Below are 16469 nucleotides of genomic sequence, written 5' to 3'. Positions count from 1 at the left end.
AATTCAAAATCGCGTAGCGTTGCAAGCGTTGCGACGCAATCTCAAAGTTCAAAATAAAGAAAACTAGATTTCCACCGCCAATTTTTATGTCTGAAGAAAATACAACTATTACTAACTCCCAAACTCAGGTAGACTCTCAAGCACCCCTGTTACCTCGCTTGGCTTGGAGTAATCAGGTAGCCTATTTGCGAGTTGTGTTGAAAGCTAAGAGGGCTTTAGACAGAATAGAGAAGGAAGCAGGTGTGTTGGAAAATTAAAAACGAATCGACGACTGTCAATAATAGCCCAAAGATGACTTATGGTGAACTCAATTTTTTTTGGCTCGCTTTCTGACGCTTGATTGGGTTCATCCAAACTTCTAGACGAGAGAAAAATTGGGATGAAGCTAAGGTGAGAACCAGATAAACCAACGCAACTGCAGTGTAAATCTCGAAAGCACGATAAGTGTCAGCTACAATTAATTGACCACGTCGTAATAATTCCTCGAACCCAATAACTGACACGAGACTGGTATCTTTAAGCAGGGAGATAAATTCATTTCCGAGTGGTGGAATCATACGACGCAACGCTTGGGGAAAGATGATGTAGCGCATGGTTTGTACTCCACTCATACCCAGCGAGTTTGCGGCTTCGGCTTGTCCTGGTTCAATAGATTGAATTCCAGCACGAACAATTTCACCTATATATGCAGCAGAGTTGAGGCTCAAAGCAACCACAGCAGCAAGTAAACGGTCAAAACGCAGAGGTATGCCAATGCTTTGAGCTAGTGCTGGTAAACCAAAGTAAATCATAAAAATCTGCACAAGCAGAGGCGTACCGCGAAAAAAATCAACATAAGCGCGAGTGCAAAAGCGCAAGAGTAAAATTGGCGAAAGTCGGGCAATTCCTATCAACGAACCGCCAATCATGCCAAAAACAACAGAAAGCGCGGTAATCTCAAGTGTGACGACAGCACCAAGAAGTAAATTTGGTAGGGCGTTGAGAATGATAGTTAAACTCTGAATCATTGTTAACTAAGTTGGTACAAATAAAGTTAACTCGTCAGGACTGTCAACACTCAACAGTCAAAGATTATTCTCCCCTGCTCGCTGCTCCCTGCTCCTCTGCTCCTCTGCTCCTCTCTCTCTCTCTCTCTCTCTCTCTGCCCTCCTCACTCCCTCATCCTCAAGAGCTAGAACCTGGAACAGTTTCTGGTAGTTGTGGCGGTTCTGCATTGAACCACTTCTTATAAATTTGAGCATAGGTACCGTCTGAAATTATCTTTGCAAGAGCTGTGTTAATGGCGTTGAGGTTGGGAGAGTTTTTCGGTAGGGCAATACCATAGTATTCTTCAGTGATAAGTTGACCAACTACCTTTAGACCTTTGATGTTACCACTCTTGATAGCTTCTATTGTCACAGGAGCATCGTTAACAACAGCATCCACATTACCATTTGCCAATTCTTGCAAAGCTAAAGGGGCAGAGTCGAATTCCCGCACTTGAGCACCAGAGATGCTTTTGGCTTTTTTAGATCCGGTTGTCCCAATTTGGGCAGCAATTTTCTTGCCTTTGAGACTATCTAGGTTGGTGATAGTTGTGTTGTCTTGGCGGATTGCGATCGCCAACCCAGCCCTAAAATATGGTCGAGAAAAAGATACTGCTTGAGCACGTTCTGGGGTGATGGTAATTGAACTGATAGCAGCATCAATAGTATTTGCTTGAAGTGCTGGTATTATACCATCAAAAGGCAGACTTTGGAACTCAATCGTTAATCCACCGGCTTGTCCCGCTGCTTTGATCAGATCAATGTCAAAGCCTACGAGTTCATTTCCCGAACTTTTGGACTCAAACGGCGGAAAAGCAGGTTCTGTGGCAACTTTAATTGTTTTTCCGGCTGTAGCTGTTTGCGAATTCCCCGATAAGGAACTGCTAGTATTGCTGGCTGAGTTATCACACGCTGACAAAATCACAGTCGCAGCGAAACCAGTTAAGAAATGTTTAATGAAATGCGAGCGCGTCATTTTTGGCTCGAACATGGTTTTTTCCCAAATAAATAATTGTTAACAGATACGATATTTTTAAAGAAGTACATTTCAAGGTACTACAGAAGCGGACAATGAATTTCCAGAACGTAACTAAATATCTTCAAATATGTACTAGCATAACTTTTATGTTTTCTTGTATCAGAGTGTTTAGCTAGAATCATCTGTAGTTCAAGAAACATAGAAAATGAACAATTCCTCCTCTGCAATTATCTTTGAAAACATTGAGAAAAGTTATGGTTCCCTAAAAGTTCTCAAGGGAATTAGCGGTGAAATCAAACGAGGAGAAGTCGTAGCAGTCATTGGTGCTTCTGGTTGTGGTAAAAGTACTTTGCTCCGCTGCTTCAACCGCTTGGAAACAATAGATTCTGGGCGTTTACTAGTCAACGATATTAACCTATCGCAACCGAATTTTAGCAACAGGCAACTACGGCAACTGCGAACACAAGTCGGCATGGTTTTCCAACAATTTAACCTGTTTCCTCATTTAAGCGTACTAGAAAATCTTACACTTGCACCGCGTCAAGTGCTGGGGAAGTCAGCGAAAGAAAGTACACAATTGGCAGGACTTTATCTCGAAAAAGTTGGACTTTTTGACAAAGCATCTGCATATCCAGAACAACTTTCCGGAGGACAAAAGCAACGAGTCGCTATTGCCCGTAGTTTGTGTATGAACCCCCAAGTGATGCTTTTTGATGAACCAACCAGCGCCCTAGATCCGGAACTTGTGGGTGAAGTGTTGCAAGTCATGCAGCAGTTAGCAGCAGAGGGTATGACGATGGTTGTTGTCACTCATGAAATGCAATTTGCCTGTGAAGTAGCACATCAAGTTTTCTTTTTGGATCAAGGTATTGTGGTAGAACAAGGTAAGGCTTGCAAAGTTCTTTCTCATCCAGAGAGCGATCGCTTACGTGCTTTTCTTAGTCGTCTGAATGGTAAGGGGTTGGATATTACAGGTTAAGATTGCTTGTAAAGAAAAAATGAAGCTCCTGTTTGAACACATGAGAATACCAAAGACATACCGAATTAATACTGAACGCTGTATTTTGAGATGCGTCTGTGAACAAGATATTCCACACGTATTTTCCGCTACACGATTCCAGGGGTTTAATGATGGTATGCTTTGGGAAGCTCCACAATCTATCGAAGAACTTCACGAACCCCTTCAACGAAATCTTCAAGCTTGGGATTTTGGTTTAGCATATACATTCACAATTACATGTGTTTATACGAGTACATTTCTCGGCAGAATTTCTATCAGAAAACATAACGAAGTAGAAGGCGTTTGGAATCTTGGGTTTTGGACACACCCAGAATATCAACGTCAAGGTTATATGACAGAGGCGGCTAGAGCTATTGTCGAGTTCGGTTTTACAGTTTTAGAAGCAGAACGCATTGAAGCTTATCACGCCCTATGGAATACGGGTAGCGAGAAAGTCTTAAAAAGAATTGGGATGAAATTTGTTTGTTATATCCCACAAGGTTTTCAGAAGCATGGCAAATGGGTGGAAGAAAACTTATTGGCAATAGAAAGAAAAGATTGGAGGGCTTTAAAAGAAACTTAAAGCCAAAAAACTTCCCCTATTTGGGTAAACCTTTTGGGTGAGGCGCTAACACGACTGTTATTGTAGTATATTTGTAGTCTAGCCGTGTTAGGGGGTGTACACTATGACGCCAAAATTTGAGTACAGCCAAGTTGTCAAAGAGGACATTCAGCAGCTGGGGAATATCCTTGAGCAGTGTTTTCTCATGTCGCCAGGTGAGAGCGAAATTTTCTTCAACCGCATAGGTTTAGAAAACTTCCGTGTTATTCGTGCAGGTGAGCAAGTTGCTGGTGGACTAGCGACTATCCCAATGGCTCAGTGGTGGGGTGGTGAACGTGTACCTATGGCGGGAATAGCTGCAGTAGGGATTGGTCCGGAACATCGTGGAAGTGGAGCTGCATTAGTTATGATGCAGCACGCTGTTAAAGAACTCTACGCCAAGGGAGTACCCATCTCTACTCTCTATCCAGCGACTCAACGCCTATACCGAAAAGCAGGGTATGAACAGGGGGGTATCTCTTCTACTTGGGAAGTTCCTACTCAAAGCATCTTAGTCAAGGAACAGCCACTACCTGTTATCGCTGTTAGAGCTGATCATGAAATCTTTTATGAACTCTATCAGCAACATGCAAGACTCAATAATGGATTCTTAGACCGACATCAAGGTATTTGGCAGGGTATATTTAAACCACATGAGAAGGAAGCAATTTACACCTATCTTATTGGTCGTGCAGAACAACCCCAAGGGTACATCATCTTCAGCCAGCACCAAGATCAGGATGGCTCTTTTATACGAGTCAGAGATTGGGCGGTTCTCACAACGGCTGCTGCACAAAGTTTTTGGAGTTTTCTTGGCCTACATCGCTCCCAAATTAAAAATGTGCGATGGAAAGGTTCTGCTACAGAGTCTCTAACTTTACTATTACCAGAGCAAACCGCTAAGCAAAAAGCTACTAGCTATTGGATGCTGCGCGTGGTTGATGTCGTCAAAGCGCTAGAAAAGCGTGGTTATCCACTAGGAATTCAAGCAGAATTGCACCTGGAAATCCAAGATGACTTGCTCGCTGAAAATAATGGTAGATTTATTTTGTCTGTTGCCAATGGACGCGGTGAAGTTACCAGTGGAGGAAAAGGCGAAATGAAGCTAGATATTAGAGGATTAGCACCTCTCTACACAGGCTTATTTACTCCGCAACAATTGCAACTTGCAGGACAACTTGATGCTACAGAAACAGCAAGGTTTGCAGCTACTCAAATATTTGCAGGCGCATCCCCTTGGATGGCTGATTTTTTTTAAAAATTAGTTATTAGTCATTTCTTTTTTGACTAATGACTCATGACTAATGACTCATAACTCATAACTAACATGCATACAACTTCCGGTCGCTGGCGTTTGGGGTTAGCATTATCGTTAGTGACCGTTTTTTTGTGGGGAATTCTACCTATTGCCTTAGCAGTCACTCTGCAAGTACTTGATGTCTACACCCTTATTTGGTTTCGTTTTTTGATATCGTTTGTCTTGTTAGCTATTTATTTAGGATGGCAAAAAAAATTACCCCGGCTCTTAAAATTGCGTTCTACTTCTTGGGTGTTGCTAGCAATTGCTATTCTTGGCTTAGCAGCTAACTATATTCTTTTCACGCAAGGTTTAGCACTGACTGCACCTGCTAACGCTGAAGTTATTATTCAGATAGCTCCCTTACTCATGGGTTTTGGTGGTTTATTTCTTTTTAGAGAACGCTATACTCTGCTTCAGTGGTGTGGTGTAGGGATTCTTGTTATAGGATTCACTCTCTTTTTTCACGAACAATTAAAAAATTTAGTTACCGCTCATGGTCAATATCTTCTGGGTAGTGGTTTGGTTGTGGTAGGTGCAGTAACTTGGACTTTTTATGCTTTGGCACAAAAGCAGTTGTTGCAATCTTTATCTTCTTTTAGCATCATGCTCATTCTTTATGCAGGATGTGCTTTATTATTCACTCCATTTGCTAACCCAAAAGCAATTTTTCAACTCAATCTTTTCCATTTGGGTGTGTTACTTTTTTGTGCTTTCAATACTCTCATTGCTTATGGTGCCTTTGCTGAATCTTTAGAACATTGGGAAGCATCACGCGTTAGTGCAGTTTTGGCATTAGCTCCTATTGTCACTTTAATCTCAGTTTGGCTCGTATCAGTCATAATACCAACTCTCATATTACCGGAAAATATTTCCTTTTTAGGAATCATAGGAGCCGTTTTAGTTGTCACAGGTTCAGTCACTGTTGCTTTAGGAAAAACTCGTTAATCTGAACTTACTCCTTTCGATGCTTTAAAATTTTTTCTAAAAAACGAAGAACCTCACCCCGCCCTCTGGGCACCCCTCTCCTTAGTAAGGAGAGGGGATGGGGGTGAGGTTTTTTATTGTAAGAATTAGGCGAACTTGATATAAAACATAGTAATGATTTAAAAAGAAATCAAAATTCAGAACTCATATGCAAGGTTTCCTCAATCTCAACAAATCATTCGGTTGGACTTCCCATGACTGTGTCGCAAAGACACGCAAATTTCTGCGTCTCAAGCGAGTCGGACATGCTGGAACTTTAGATCCTGCAGCAACAGGAGTATTACCCATCGCCCTTGGAAAAGCAACTCGCTTATTACAATATCTTCCAGGAGAAAAAGCTTACAAAGCCACAATTCGCTTGGGTGTGCGTACAACAACCGATGATTTGCAAGGCGAAATCATCGCCTCACAACCTTGCACTGGGTTGAGTTTAGAAGTGATAGAACCAGTATTGCAACAATTTGTTGGCAAAATTGAACAAATTCCTCCAATTTACAGCGCCATTCAAGTTCAAGGAAAACGCCTGTACGACTTGGCACGCAAAGGAGAAGATGTAGAAGTACCTGCGCGGATAGTGGAGGTTTTTAAAATCGAAGTTTTGGACTGGCGAGAAGAGGAGTTTCCGGAATTGGATGTGGCGATCGCCTGTGGTGCGGGTACATATATTCGGGCGATCGCCCGTGACTTAGGTACAATCTTACAAACTGGTGGAACTCTCGCTGCTTTAACACGAACACAAAGCAGTGGATTTGACTTAGCAAATAGCCTCACGTTGACCGACTTAGAAGCGAAGGTGCAAGCTGGGACATTTCAACCTCTTCTTCCTGATGCACCACTACAGCATCTTGGTTCTATCACCTTACCACCAACATCAGCACAGAAATGGTGTCAAGGTCAACGTATTCCTATAACTTTCAATGTTTTAGAAATCTCACCAAAAATCTTACGAATTTACGATGAAGATGAGCGTTTTTTGGGAATAGGTAAACTGGGAAATTTAGATAACGAGCAGCTACTCGTTCCTGAAATGGTGTTCGAGTCTATCTAAATTATTCACCCTTGTAACAGGATTTTGTCATCAAAAGCCATTTCTGAACTAACTGCCTATATATTGCGACTGTTTGTATGTATGTATTTGTAGTATCTATGTGTGCTTGTAGAGCTTTATCATATAATACACCGACTTCAGTCTTTTGCTGGTTTGAAGTTTTCATGACTGCAACAAGTCGTGAAGAGTGTTCATAATTCTGTAAAAATTTATCGTACTCTTCAATAAACTCACAGTATTTTTCAGTGAACTCATTGTATTCTTCAGAGGTTTTATGCATTATTATTCTCCACAAAATTAATTTTTTTTGCGAGGGTGCAAAACTAGCGTAGCTAGTTTTGCACCCTAAACATCTATCCTTGAGAATGAATTGAATATTAAGTTTCTTTGTAAATGGTGCTACATTCTCCTCGTTCCTAGGCTAATTTTGGAGATGAATTTCTATAGTATCCGTTTGCCTCAAAGTCAAGAACTAGGGGGGTAAGGGTGTAAGGGTGTAAGAGAAAGAAAATAATTTGCGATTACTTTTCTCCTCACCTACACCCCTATACCCCTTCACCCCTACACCCTTAGTTTCAGTCATAAACCTTCTTCAAAAAAAACAAACTTTTGACGTAACCACAACTCTCCAACGGACTAATTTTTTTGCGAGGGGGCAAAACTAGCGTAGCTAGTTTTGCCCCCTAAACATCTATCTCTGTATACGTTGCTACGTTTTCCTCATTTCCAGACTCAGGTTGGAAATAAATATTCTGAAGTTCCGCCTTTAGTTTTATCCTATTCCCACCTATAAACATCCCGCAGCACATCAGGTATTTGAAAATGTCAAACTTTTGGATAACTATAACTCCTCAGTAGATTAATTTTTTTGCAAGGGTGCAAAACTAGCGTAGCTAGTTTTGCACCCTTATTATCTATACTTTGGAATGAATTTAATATTCAGTTTCTTTGTAAAGCTTGGTACATTCTCCTCATTTCCAAGCTCAGGTTGGAAATAAATTTTCTGAAGTTCAGCCTCTAGTTTTATCCTATTCCCACGTAGAAACATCTCGCAGCACATCAGGAATTTCCCCTTGAGACAGAGGGAACTCCAGCACAGTTTGTTTTAACCCCAGATAGCCAGACTCAGCAAAGGATAACAGCATCCGCGTCAATGCGAACCAAACCTCAGGCTCATATTCCCAATCACCATAACGCGAAGCTTTTCCAGCGATTGAACGCAACGCCCAGAAATAGCTATTTCTCACCACAGAACCGCCTTTTTTATACTCTGGCACATCTTCGTGGTGAAGAAAAAGCACATCGTTTTCAATTTTTGCTCTCATAACTGCGATTTTAACTTAAATATAGCAGTCCTAAATGATTCGTGAAAAAACAAGATGCCCAACTTCTCGCGAGAAGTCGAGCATCTGAATAGAAGTTAATTTTCAAATCAGTCAATCACGAGAAAATATCATATCAAGTCCGGTTAAATACTTATCATCACCCTAAGAACCCCACCCCGGTAAAGCTGCGCTTTACCTCCCCTCCCCGCTTGCGGGGAGGGGATTAAGGGGAGCCAGTCCTGCAGGAGGGTTTCCCTCCGTAGGGATCTGGCGTGTGGGGTCCAGTTAACGTGGAAATCACAACTAATTAGCCGGACATGATATCACAACCAAAGATGAAAACACCTATTCCCTGTTCCCTGTTCCCTGTTCCCTGTTCCCTGTTCCCTATTTTCAAGTTAGTACTCTGGATTGCTATAGACGCCATCTCTAAATATTAGCTGTTAAACCCAAGCGAAAAGTAAATCCAGGGCTATAAATACGATTGACTCGCTCGTATTGTTCATCGAGTAAATTCTCTAAATAAACTGTCAACCCCAAATTTTTCGTAACAGGAACGCGAGCGCTAAAATCCAAATTAAAGAAAGAGGGCGAAAAATCTGTAGCTGTATCTCCAACTCTTGTGTATATGGCTCGACGAGCGCCACCATAGTAAGTAGCATACAAATTTGCCTGCCAACCTCTATTTTCATAACCAATACCAGCAGAAGCGATAGAGTAGGGAATCAAGCCTAACTGCAAATCTTTTTCTGAGCCTGTTTTTATTTTTGCATCTGTATATGTGTAATTGATAAAAGTTGACCATCCTGAAGCAACTTTCCACCGTAGCGCCGCCTCAAAACCATTGGTATCAACTAGCCCAATATTCGCCCATTTTCCTTGTATAACTCCTAAACGATTATCTAAACTACTCCCGAAGTAGGTAAACTGTCCTGTTAAATCTTCAGCAAACCTGACATCAACTCCTGCAGTCCAAGATGAGCCAGTTTCGGGTTTTAAATCAGGGTTAGGAAGCCATCCATGTACCGTATCATAAATATACAACTGATCTAAACCAGGATTGCGTTGTCCATCTGCCCAACTTCCTCGCACAGCCAAAGCAGGAGCAATATCATATTTAAATCCCACACTCGGATTGAGATAATTACCAAATTTGCTATCAAAGCTTTGTCTTAAGCCTAAATCTACCTGAAAATTATCGGTGATATTCAAAGTATTAACGGCAAATAATGCGGTGTTCAACAAACTCTCGCTTTCATCTTGATTCAAGGCAATTCGATTAGGAACTGTACTCAACACATCACCATTTAACTCTGTGTTTTGTAAATCTAATCCCCAGCGCAATTTATAATTTGGAGTGAGTTGCCACACATGGTCTATCCTAGCTGTATATAATTGTGTATCTAAAGTTCCTGTACGGTAGAATTGGCTGCTGGGACCGTAAGTGTTGAAGTAATCTTGGTTATAACCGAGTGTCGTTGTCACAACAGAATTGTTACCATTACCAAGGCGAGTCTTCCAAGAAAAGCCAATATTTAAATTATCGTGGTCTAGTCGGTCTCTTTGTAAAGGAAAGCCAAAATAAATTAATCCCCGACGACTGCTAAGTGTAGTCACATCTAGGCTTAAAGTATTTCTAGGATCGACATCAAAGGCAAGACTACCAAAGTATGTGCTGGTAGCTGTATCTGCATTAAAGAAATATCCTTGAGAATCACGATTGGCTGCACCAACAGGAACGCGGTAACGGTTATCAATAAAAGACCTTTCAAAGCTGAGATTATATCTTAAAGAGCCAGTTGCGCCTCCATAGCTTAATTGTTGGTTATTGAAATTCAAATCGCCAAATTCTGCAGTTGCATTTAAGCGAGGAACCCTGCTACCTTCTTTGGTGATGATATTAACCACTCCTCCAAAAGCTGAGGATCCATAGAGAGTGGAAGCTGCACCACTATACAATTCTATTCGTTCAATAGCTTCCACAGGAATACTATTTAAATCTGTTGCACCATGATAAGTGTTGACATTAGTATTAATAGCTCTACCATTAATAAGAAATACAGACTGGTTAATCGAGGCTCCCCGATAATATGTACCTGTGTGAATATCTGCACCATGACCTGAGTCATTGATTGCAAATCCCGGCAATTTTTTCAACACATCAGATACACTTGTCGCACCTTGTTTTTCAATTTCCTCTTTTTCAATAACATATGTAGGGGTAGACTGAGGAAGGTCATCTTTCTTCCCTGTCACATCTATAATAATTGCGCCGTCATCTTCAACTTTTGGTTCTGACTCATTTGTTGTGGAATTTGGTTCTGGGTTATCAGTGGTTTGTGGCTTGTTCGATGGAATTGGTGTTTGAGTGAGTAATTCTGCACTGGTGTATGGTTTTTCTATCTCACTCAAGTATGGGATTTCTGATGTCTTTTTGATAGAAGTCTTTTTTTGCTCGAAATTCTTTTCTTGTGCAAATGTGACAGGAGCTAAAGCAAAGTTAATTAATATGACTTGAAAAATAAGGAAACTAAATTTCATTTTCTACCTCACAGCACCCAACTTTGACAAAAACTTTAGTAGCAGTTTTGTCAACTTACGATTAGTAAGACAACTTGTCAAAAGACAAGCTGTCAAACTTCGTTTAGGGTGTGGGGAATCAGGAGGCTGTGGAATAGGGTTCGGATAAGAAATTTCTTGCGTGTTGGGAGGCTGGGGGGCTGGGGGAGAAATAACTCCCTCATTTGATTACACCAGCCAGCCCTTTAAGCGTTTGGCTATGTGAGGGCGTCGTAACTTTCGCATGGCTTTGCTTTGAATTTGTCGTACTCGCTCGCGGGAAAGATTGAACATAGTACCAACTTCTTCCAAGGTACAGGGTTCACTGGTAATCAAACCATACCTCAGAGAGATGACATCTTTTTCCCGTGGTGTAAGTACGTCTCCTAAGACTTCCCAAATCTCCTGGCGCATCATGCTTTCATTCATTTTCGCCTCTGGAGAAAGGTTATCTTCATCTTCTAGCAAATCCATCAATTCTGTGTCTTCTTCTTTACCAACACGATGGTTGAGGGACAGTGCTTGTCGTCGTAGTTGTTGTAGCTGGCGTAGTTGTTGGGCGGGAACATCCAAAGCATCTGCCATTTCCTGTTCGGATGGGTTGCGCCCTAGTCTCTGTTTGAGTTCTCGTTGCGCTTTTTTCAGTTTGTTAAGTTTTTCAACAATATGAATTGGCAAGCGAATTGTCCGCGCATCATTAGCTATTGCCCGCGTAATTGCTTGTCTTATCCACCAATAGGCATAAGTAGAAAACTTATATCCTTTATCGGGGTCAAATTTTTCGGTCGCACGATTTAACCCCATCGCCCCTTCTTGAATTAAGTCCAGAAAAGGAACTCCCCTATTTAAATATCGTTTAGCAATAGAGACAACCAACCGTAAATTTGAGCGGATCATTTTACGTTTTGCAACCCGCCCTTGATACAAGCGATGTTCCAGTTGTTTTTCTGTCATTCCTATGTGAGAAGCGACAGTTTCCTTACTCGGTTGATTTTCCAGCTTTTCAAGTAACGAAGCTTGTAATTCCCTAATTTCCTCTATAAACCGGACTCTACGCGCTAATTCCACCTCTTCATCTGGCTTTAGCAACGGATAGCGAGCCATTTCTTTAAAAAACGCGCCGACAGCATCGTCATACTCGGTTTTATTATATCCCGAAGGACGCGCCGCCGCCATCTGATCTCCATCGCGGTCTTCGGCTTCTATATTTTCTACAACAACTAGGGACTCATCCTCTGCTACTGCATCTAAAGTAATAAATAATTCTTCATTATCAGCAGCACTTCCCATTGTCTCCATTGTTCCCAATTCAGCTATATTCATAGTTTCCCTCAGAGATTATTGCTCTGTTTGGTACATAATTAATGACAGCTACTCTGGCGAAGCTTGTTAATTTTCCTCAAAGATCAAAGCACCCGCCTCTGACAAGATACAAATATTTGCCCAGAAGTTGTGTGATTCTGAACATCAGTATCTATCTGTGATCACCGGAAGCTCACGCTTTGGTAAAAGTGTATTAAGCGGATGACTTTCAAAAAAATGTCAATACTTACCATAAGCTGGGATCAAGGTAGAAGTACGATCAAATAGGGAACACTCTCACACAAGCCCCTTAATTTTTTATTTTTGGGGTTGGTTCATACTTCATTCTTAACACTTAAACCTCAGTTGATTTCATCTGTTGGTTACAGATAGATACAGTTCTTAACTAATCTTGGTAGTTGCATCCATTAACATTTTCTTCAGGCTAATAACACATATCTTGCTAATTTTTTCTTAATGAAAAAGACTTTCCAACCCTCCTCAATGAAAATGCTCTTATTTTAACAATTAGAAAAACTCATTTGCCTCTCTCCAGATTCTTAAATTTTCTTGTGCTTTTCTTAGTTTTCTGACTTTTTATGTCGGAAAATCGCATTAACTATCTAATTTTTCATAGTGGGGTTATGCATCGTTCTTGAGCTTTCCCCAAAATGGGCAATTTGGCAAGTAAAAACTTTAGCAATGTCTTCTCCTGATAAAGGATCTCACATACACCTAGGCTTAAATATCTATCAATAGGGGGAAAAGCATTATTCCCTATTTAGTAATCAGAGAAAACTAACTGAAAAAAGCTGAGATTGTCTCATTTCGTTTGAATAGGCTGAAATCTTTCTTGCCTTCTACAGTCAAGAGTAACTTTCTACCAGATTACATAAAACGAAACTTATCAAGTATTATGTCGCTTGGCAGTATTGGCAATTACATTTTCGCTCAAAGGATGTATATATTTAGAGTTGAGGAATCTTGGTTAAGATAGACAAACTGGTTCTGCTCGGTGCTCATTGTTAAGTCGAAAGTTATAAAGAATGGCTATGGATGAATCCGAAAGATAGAACAAGGAAATTTTTTTTCCAAGTCTTAATTCGGGGGCTTCTAACTATTTTCCTAAATGCTTGAGTTATCTGGAGGATTTCAAAGAAAAAAGACTTCTTAAGCACTAGGGACTTGGAACTGTTTTGGTAAAGAAAATATCTGTACTATTAGCTCACAAAGTATGTATATGAATGGTGTCAGCTTGTCCTCTTTGATAGTTGCCGAACCTGGTCAATCTTACCAGTCAGAAAAACTAGTGAATCGTTGGATTGAGGTACTGGTAGACTGTCCGGGAGGTTCAGGACTTTATACATATCGGCTACCTGATCACTTGGAAGTAAAACCAGGGGATATTTTAAGTGTGCCATTTGGTACGCAACTGTTAGGAGGAATCGCCATTCGTTTTGTAACACAACCTCCAGTAGATTTACCAATAGAAAAAGTTCGCAATGTAGAAGATGTCGTCAGTGTAGGTTTTTTTGCCTCGAATTATTGGGAACTTTTGAATCGAGTTGCATCATACTATTATACACCCCTGATTCAAGTCATACGTATCGCCTTACCACCAGGTTTGTTAGGGCGATCGCAACGTCGCATTCGCCTCCCTAAAAATGACAACAACGAAACAAACCTCTCATCTGGCTCATCTTCCCTACCCTTTCTCTCCTCAGCAGCACAGCAAATTCTGAAACTTTTACAAGCACAAGCAGATGGAGATTACAGTTTCGCCTACCTGCAACGCCAAGTCAAAGCTGCTTACCAAGGAGTACGCGAATTGCAGCGACGGGGTTTGGTGGAAAGTTATCTAGAACCACCGCAACTGACTCGACCAAAACAGCAAAAAGCAGTCATAATGATAGGTGCTACTTTTGAACGTGACTTAACCATTCGCCAGCGAGAAGTTTTGGAAGTGCTGCGAAGACGCGGGGGCGAGTTGTGGCAGAGTGAACTGTTACAAATTTGTAGTGCAAGTACCTCCATCCTTAAGACGTTAGAACAAAAGGGATACATCATCATCCAAGAACGAGAAGTGTTGCGAACTGCTGCTGTGTTCCCTCCTCTTGGAGATGGGACACAAGCAGACACTCCCGCAATGGATATGACCAAGATATTAACATCAGCTCAATCGGAAGCGTTAGGGGTCATTACCCATCTAGAAGGATGCGCTATAGTTTTGTTGCATGGTGTCACTGGTTCAGGAAAAACAGAGGTGTATTTGCAAGCAATAAGCCCTCTACTAGGGAAAGGCAAGTCTGCCCTTGTCTTAGTACCAGAAATTGGACTCACACCTCAGTTGACTGATCGTTTCCGTGCTCGTTTCGGTAATAAAGTGAGCGTTTACCACAGCGCCCTTTCAGACGGTGAACGTTACGACACCTGGAGGCAAATGTTAACCGGAGAACCCCAAGTTGTCATCGGTACGCGCAGTGCAGTTTTTGCTCCTTTACCAAACTTGGGTTTAATCATATTAGATGAAGAACACGACAGCAGCTTTAAGCAAGATTCTCCCATCCCCACCTACCACGCCCGCACCGTTGCGGGGTGGCGAGCAGAGTTAGAAAATTGCCCCCTGGTGTTGGGTTCAGCAACCCCCTCGTTGGAGACGTGGGTGAGTGTGGGGGAACAAATCAATTCAAAATCGCGTAGCGTTGCAAGCGTTGCGACGCAATCTCAAAGTTCAAAATTAGAAATAACTTCCACTCCCCCGACTCACTACCTCTCTCTTCCCGAACGCGTCTACTCCCGTCCTCTACCTCCTGTGGAAGTTGTAGATATGCGGCTAGAATTGCAGCAGGGAAATCGTTCTATATTTAGTCGTTCCTTGCAATCCGCTTTGGAGCAATTGCTAGAACGTCGTCAGCAAGGAATTTTATTTATTCATCGTCGAGGACATAGCACTTTTGTTTCTTGTCGCAGTTGTGGATATGTTTTGGAATGTCCAAACTGCGATGTGTCGCTGTCGTATCACCATACAGAAGAGAACGCGCCGCAAACACTGCGGTGTCATTATTGTAATTTTGGGCGATCGCATCCCCAAAGCTGTCCAGAATGTGGTTCTCCCTACCTAAAATTTTTCGGCAGTGGTACCCAACGAGTCGCACAGGAGTTAGCAAAACAGTTTCCCCAATTGCGCTTTATTCGTTTTGATAGCGATACCACCCGTACAAAAGGAGCACACCGTACTCTCTTAACACAGTTCGTTAACGGTGAAGCAGATTTGTTAGTCGGTACGCAAATGCTCACCAAGGGATTAGATTTGCCTCAAGTCACACTCGTGGGTGTTGTTGCTGCGGATGGACTGCTGCATCTGTCAGACTATCGCTCCAGCGAACGAGCATTGCAAACCTTGACACAAGTTGCTGGACGTGCTGGCAGAGGAGAAGAGCCAGGACGAGTAATTGTCCAAACTTACACTCCAGAACATTCTGTGATTGAAGCAGTGCAAAATCACGATTATCAGTCTTTCATACATGCCGAATTGGAACAACGGCAAGCTCTCAATTATCCTCCCTATGGGAGATTGATTTTATTGCGCTTGAGTAGTCCTGATCCAATTCAAGTGGAGAACACAGCTGGGCTGATCGCAGCAGCTTTGCCGACTCATGAAGGGTTAGACATTTTGGGACCAGCACCCGCTTCTATTTTACGGGTTGCTAATCGTTACCGCTGGCAGATATTGCTAAAATTTGCCCCCAGTGCTTTACCACAGTTGCCAGATTGGGAGGAAGTGCGTCAACTTTGTCCTGGGTCTGTCAGTTTAACAATTGATGTTGACCCGTTAAATATGATTTGAGCAAACCCTGGCTTTAAAGGAATCTTAAAAGCCCCCTTTTTAAGGGGAGCCAGTGCGTTGCTGCGCCAGTACTTGATGAGGGTTTCCCTCACTTGGTATCTGGTGACACCAGCGCTGCAGGAGGGGAGCCACTGCGTTGGGGAGGCAGTGCGTTGGACGGGGTTTCCCGGCTTGAAGCATCTGCCGTCGGCGTGCCGCTCTTGTTGCATGTGGCGTTCTCCCTCCGTAGGCGACTGGCGTATGCGCAAAGCGCACGCCCAGAGGTCTAAAGCGTAGCGAGACCGTTCGGCACGGGGCCGTGCCCGATAGGCGTTAGCGCAGGCCCCCGAACGGGGCTAGCCGTGGCGTTAGCCATAGGGCTCAGGTCTTCCCCGATAGCCGTAAGGCGTGGCGTAAGCCATAGGGCGTTGGGGTTCCCCCCGACGGTGCGACCTGGCGTGGTTGAGGGATCTCTTGTGCGTAAGCCCTAACATAGCAATCCGGTTTGATCTGTGAAAAT

At 42.3% G+C, this 16469-nt stretch carries 11 protein-coding genes and 1 pseudogene; 7 read left to right on the top strand and 5 right to left on the bottom strand.

Going from position 1 to position 16469, the window contains the following annotated elements; genetic code table 11:
• The first annotated feature begins 86 nt into the window (after nucleotides 1–86).
• Nucleotides 87–257: a hypothetical protein gene (locus tag DP116_RS08415; RefSeq protein WP_169154760.1), complete on the top strand. Its 171-nt coding sequence runs from the start codon at nucleotides 87–89 to the stop codon at nucleotides 255–257.
• A 39-nt stretch (nucleotides 258–296) separates the two neighbouring features.
• Here the strand turns inward: DP116_RS08415 and DP116_RS30700 are convergent.
• Nucleotides 297–2001, bottom strand: a pseudogene (locus DP116_RS30700) (ABC transporter permease subunit).
• A 208-nt stretch (nucleotides 2002–2209) separates the two neighbouring features.
• Here DP116_RS30700 and DP116_RS08400 point away from each other — a divergent pair.
• From DP116_RS08400 to truB, 5 genes are all read left to right on the top strand, one after another.
• Nucleotides 2210–2983, top strand: coding sequence for an amino acid ABC transporter ATP-binding protein (locus tag DP116_RS08400; RefSeq protein ID WP_169154757.1), 774 nt, complete (start codon nucleotides 2210–2212; stop codon nucleotides 2981–2983).
• A 19-nt stretch (nucleotides 2984–3002) separates the two neighbouring features.
• Nucleotides 3003–3587 (top strand): GNAT family N-acetyltransferase, encoded by a 585-nt coding sequence (locus tag DP116_RS08395; protein WP_169154756.1) that lies wholly within the window; start codon nucleotides 3003–3005, stop codon nucleotides 3585–3587.
• A 103-nt stretch (nucleotides 3588–3690) separates the two neighbouring features.
• Nucleotides 3691–4863 carry a GNAT family N-acetyltransferase gene (locus DP116_RS08390; protein ID WP_169154755.1) on the top strand — a complete coding sequence of 391 codons (1173 nt, stop codon included), beginning with the start codon at nucleotides 3691–3693 and terminating at the stop codon, nucleotides 4861–4863.
• 69 nt (nucleotides 4864–4932) lie between these two features.
• Nucleotides 4933–5850 (top strand): DMT family transporter, encoded by a 918-nt coding sequence (locus DP116_RS08385; RefSeq protein WP_169154754.1) that lies wholly within the window; start codon nucleotides 4933–4935, stop codon nucleotides 5848–5850.
• A 187-nt stretch (nucleotides 5851–6037) separates the two neighbouring features.
• Nucleotides 6038–6937 carry a tRNA pseudouridine(55) synthase TruB gene (gene truB, locus DP116_RS08380; protein WP_169154753.1) on the top strand — a complete coding sequence of 300 codons (900 nt, stop codon included), beginning with the start codon at nucleotides 6038–6040 and terminating at the stop codon, nucleotides 6935–6937.
• Nucleotide 6938: 1 nt separating this feature from the next.
• Here the strand turns inward: truB and DP116_RS08375 are convergent, their stop codons facing one another.
• From DP116_RS08375 to DP116_RS08360, 4 genes are all read right to left on the bottom strand, one after another.
• Nucleotides 6939–7217 carry a hypothetical protein gene (locus DP116_RS08375; protein ID WP_169154752.1) on the bottom strand — a complete coding sequence of 93 codons (279 nt, stop codon included), beginning with the start codon at nucleotides 7215–7217 and terminating at the stop codon, nucleotides 6939–6941.
• Between the two features lie 748 nt (nucleotides 7218–7965).
• Nucleotides 7966–8262, bottom strand: a complete 297-nt coding sequence (locus DP116_RS08370; RefSeq protein WP_169154751.1) for a hypothetical protein — start codon at nucleotides 8260–8262, stop codon at nucleotides 7966–7968.
• A gap of 429 nt (nucleotides 8263–8691) precedes the next feature.
• Nucleotides 8692–10803: a TonB-dependent receptor plug domain-containing protein gene (locus DP116_RS08365; RefSeq protein WP_169154750.1), complete on the bottom strand. Its 2112-nt coding sequence runs from the start codon at nucleotides 10801–10803 to the stop codon at nucleotides 8692–8694.
• Nucleotides 10804–11010: 207 nt separating this feature from the next.
• Complete coding sequence (locus tag DP116_RS08360; RefSeq protein ID WP_169154749.1) at nucleotides 11011–12144, bottom strand: RpoD/SigA family RNA polymerase sigma factor; 1134 nt, start codon at nucleotides 12142–12144, stop codon at nucleotides 11011–11013.
• 1213 nt (nucleotides 12145–13357) lie between these two features.
• Here DP116_RS08360 and priA point away from each other — a divergent pair.
• Entirely contained in the window at nucleotides 13358–15970 is a 2613-nt protein-coding gene (gene priA / locus DP116_RS08355; RefSeq protein WP_169154748.1) for a primosomal protein N', read from the top strand.
• Nucleotides 15971–16469: the final 499 nt, after the last annotated feature.

This window comes from Brasilonema bromeliae SPC951, assembly GCF_012912135.1.
GTDB classification, from domain to species: domain Bacteria; phylum Cyanobacteriota; class Cyanobacteriia; order Cyanobacteriales; family Nostocaceae; genus Brasilonema; species Brasilonema bromeliae.
The sequence above is the reverse complement of the archived record's forward strand: the minus strand, read 5'-3'. Positions and strand labels throughout refer to the sequence as shown.

Excerpts from the sequence above, each read along its gene's own strand:
- DP116_RS08415 (WP_169154760.1), top strand. The coding sequence starts at position 87 with ATGTCTGAAGAAAATACAACTATTACTAACTCCCAAACTCAGGTAGAC.
- DP116_RS08400 (WP_169154757.1), top strand. The coding sequence starts at position 2,210 with ATGAACAATTCCTCCTCTGCAATTATCTTTGAAAACATTGAGAAAAGT.
- DP116_RS08395 (WP_169154756.1), top strand. The coding sequence starts at position 3,003 with ATGAAGCTCCTGTTTGAACACATGAGAATACCAAAGACATACCGAATT.
- DP116_RS08390 (WP_169154755.1), top strand. The coding sequence starts at position 3,691 with ATGACGCCAAAATTTGAGTACAGCCAAGTTGTCAAAGAGGACATTCAG.
- DP116_RS08385 (WP_169154754.1), top strand. The coding sequence starts at position 4,933 with ATGCATACAACTTCCGGTCGCTGGCGTTTGGGGTTAGCATTATCGTTA.
- truB (WP_169154753.1), top strand. The coding sequence starts at position 6,038 with ATGCAAGGTTTCCTCAATCTCAACAAATCATTCGGTTGGACTTCCCAT.
- DP116_RS08375 (WP_169154752.1), bottom strand. The coding sequence starts at position 7,217 with ATGCATAAAACCTCTGAAGAATACAATGAGTTCACTGAAAAATACTGT.
- DP116_RS08370 (WP_169154751.1), bottom strand. The coding sequence starts at position 8,262 with ATGAGAGCAAAAATTGAAAACGATGTGCTTTTTCTTCACCACGAAGAT.
- DP116_RS08365 (WP_169154750.1), bottom strand. The coding sequence starts at position 10,803 with ATGAAATTTAGTTTCCTTATTTTTCAAGTCATATTAATTAACTTTGCT.
- DP116_RS08360 (WP_169154749.1), bottom strand. The coding sequence starts at position 12,144 with ATGAATATAGCTGAATTGGGAACAATGGAGACAATGGGAAGTGCTGCT.
- priA (WP_169154748.1), top strand. The coding sequence starts at position 13,358 with ATGTATATGAATGGTGTCAGCTTGTCCTCTTTGATAGTTGCCGAACCT.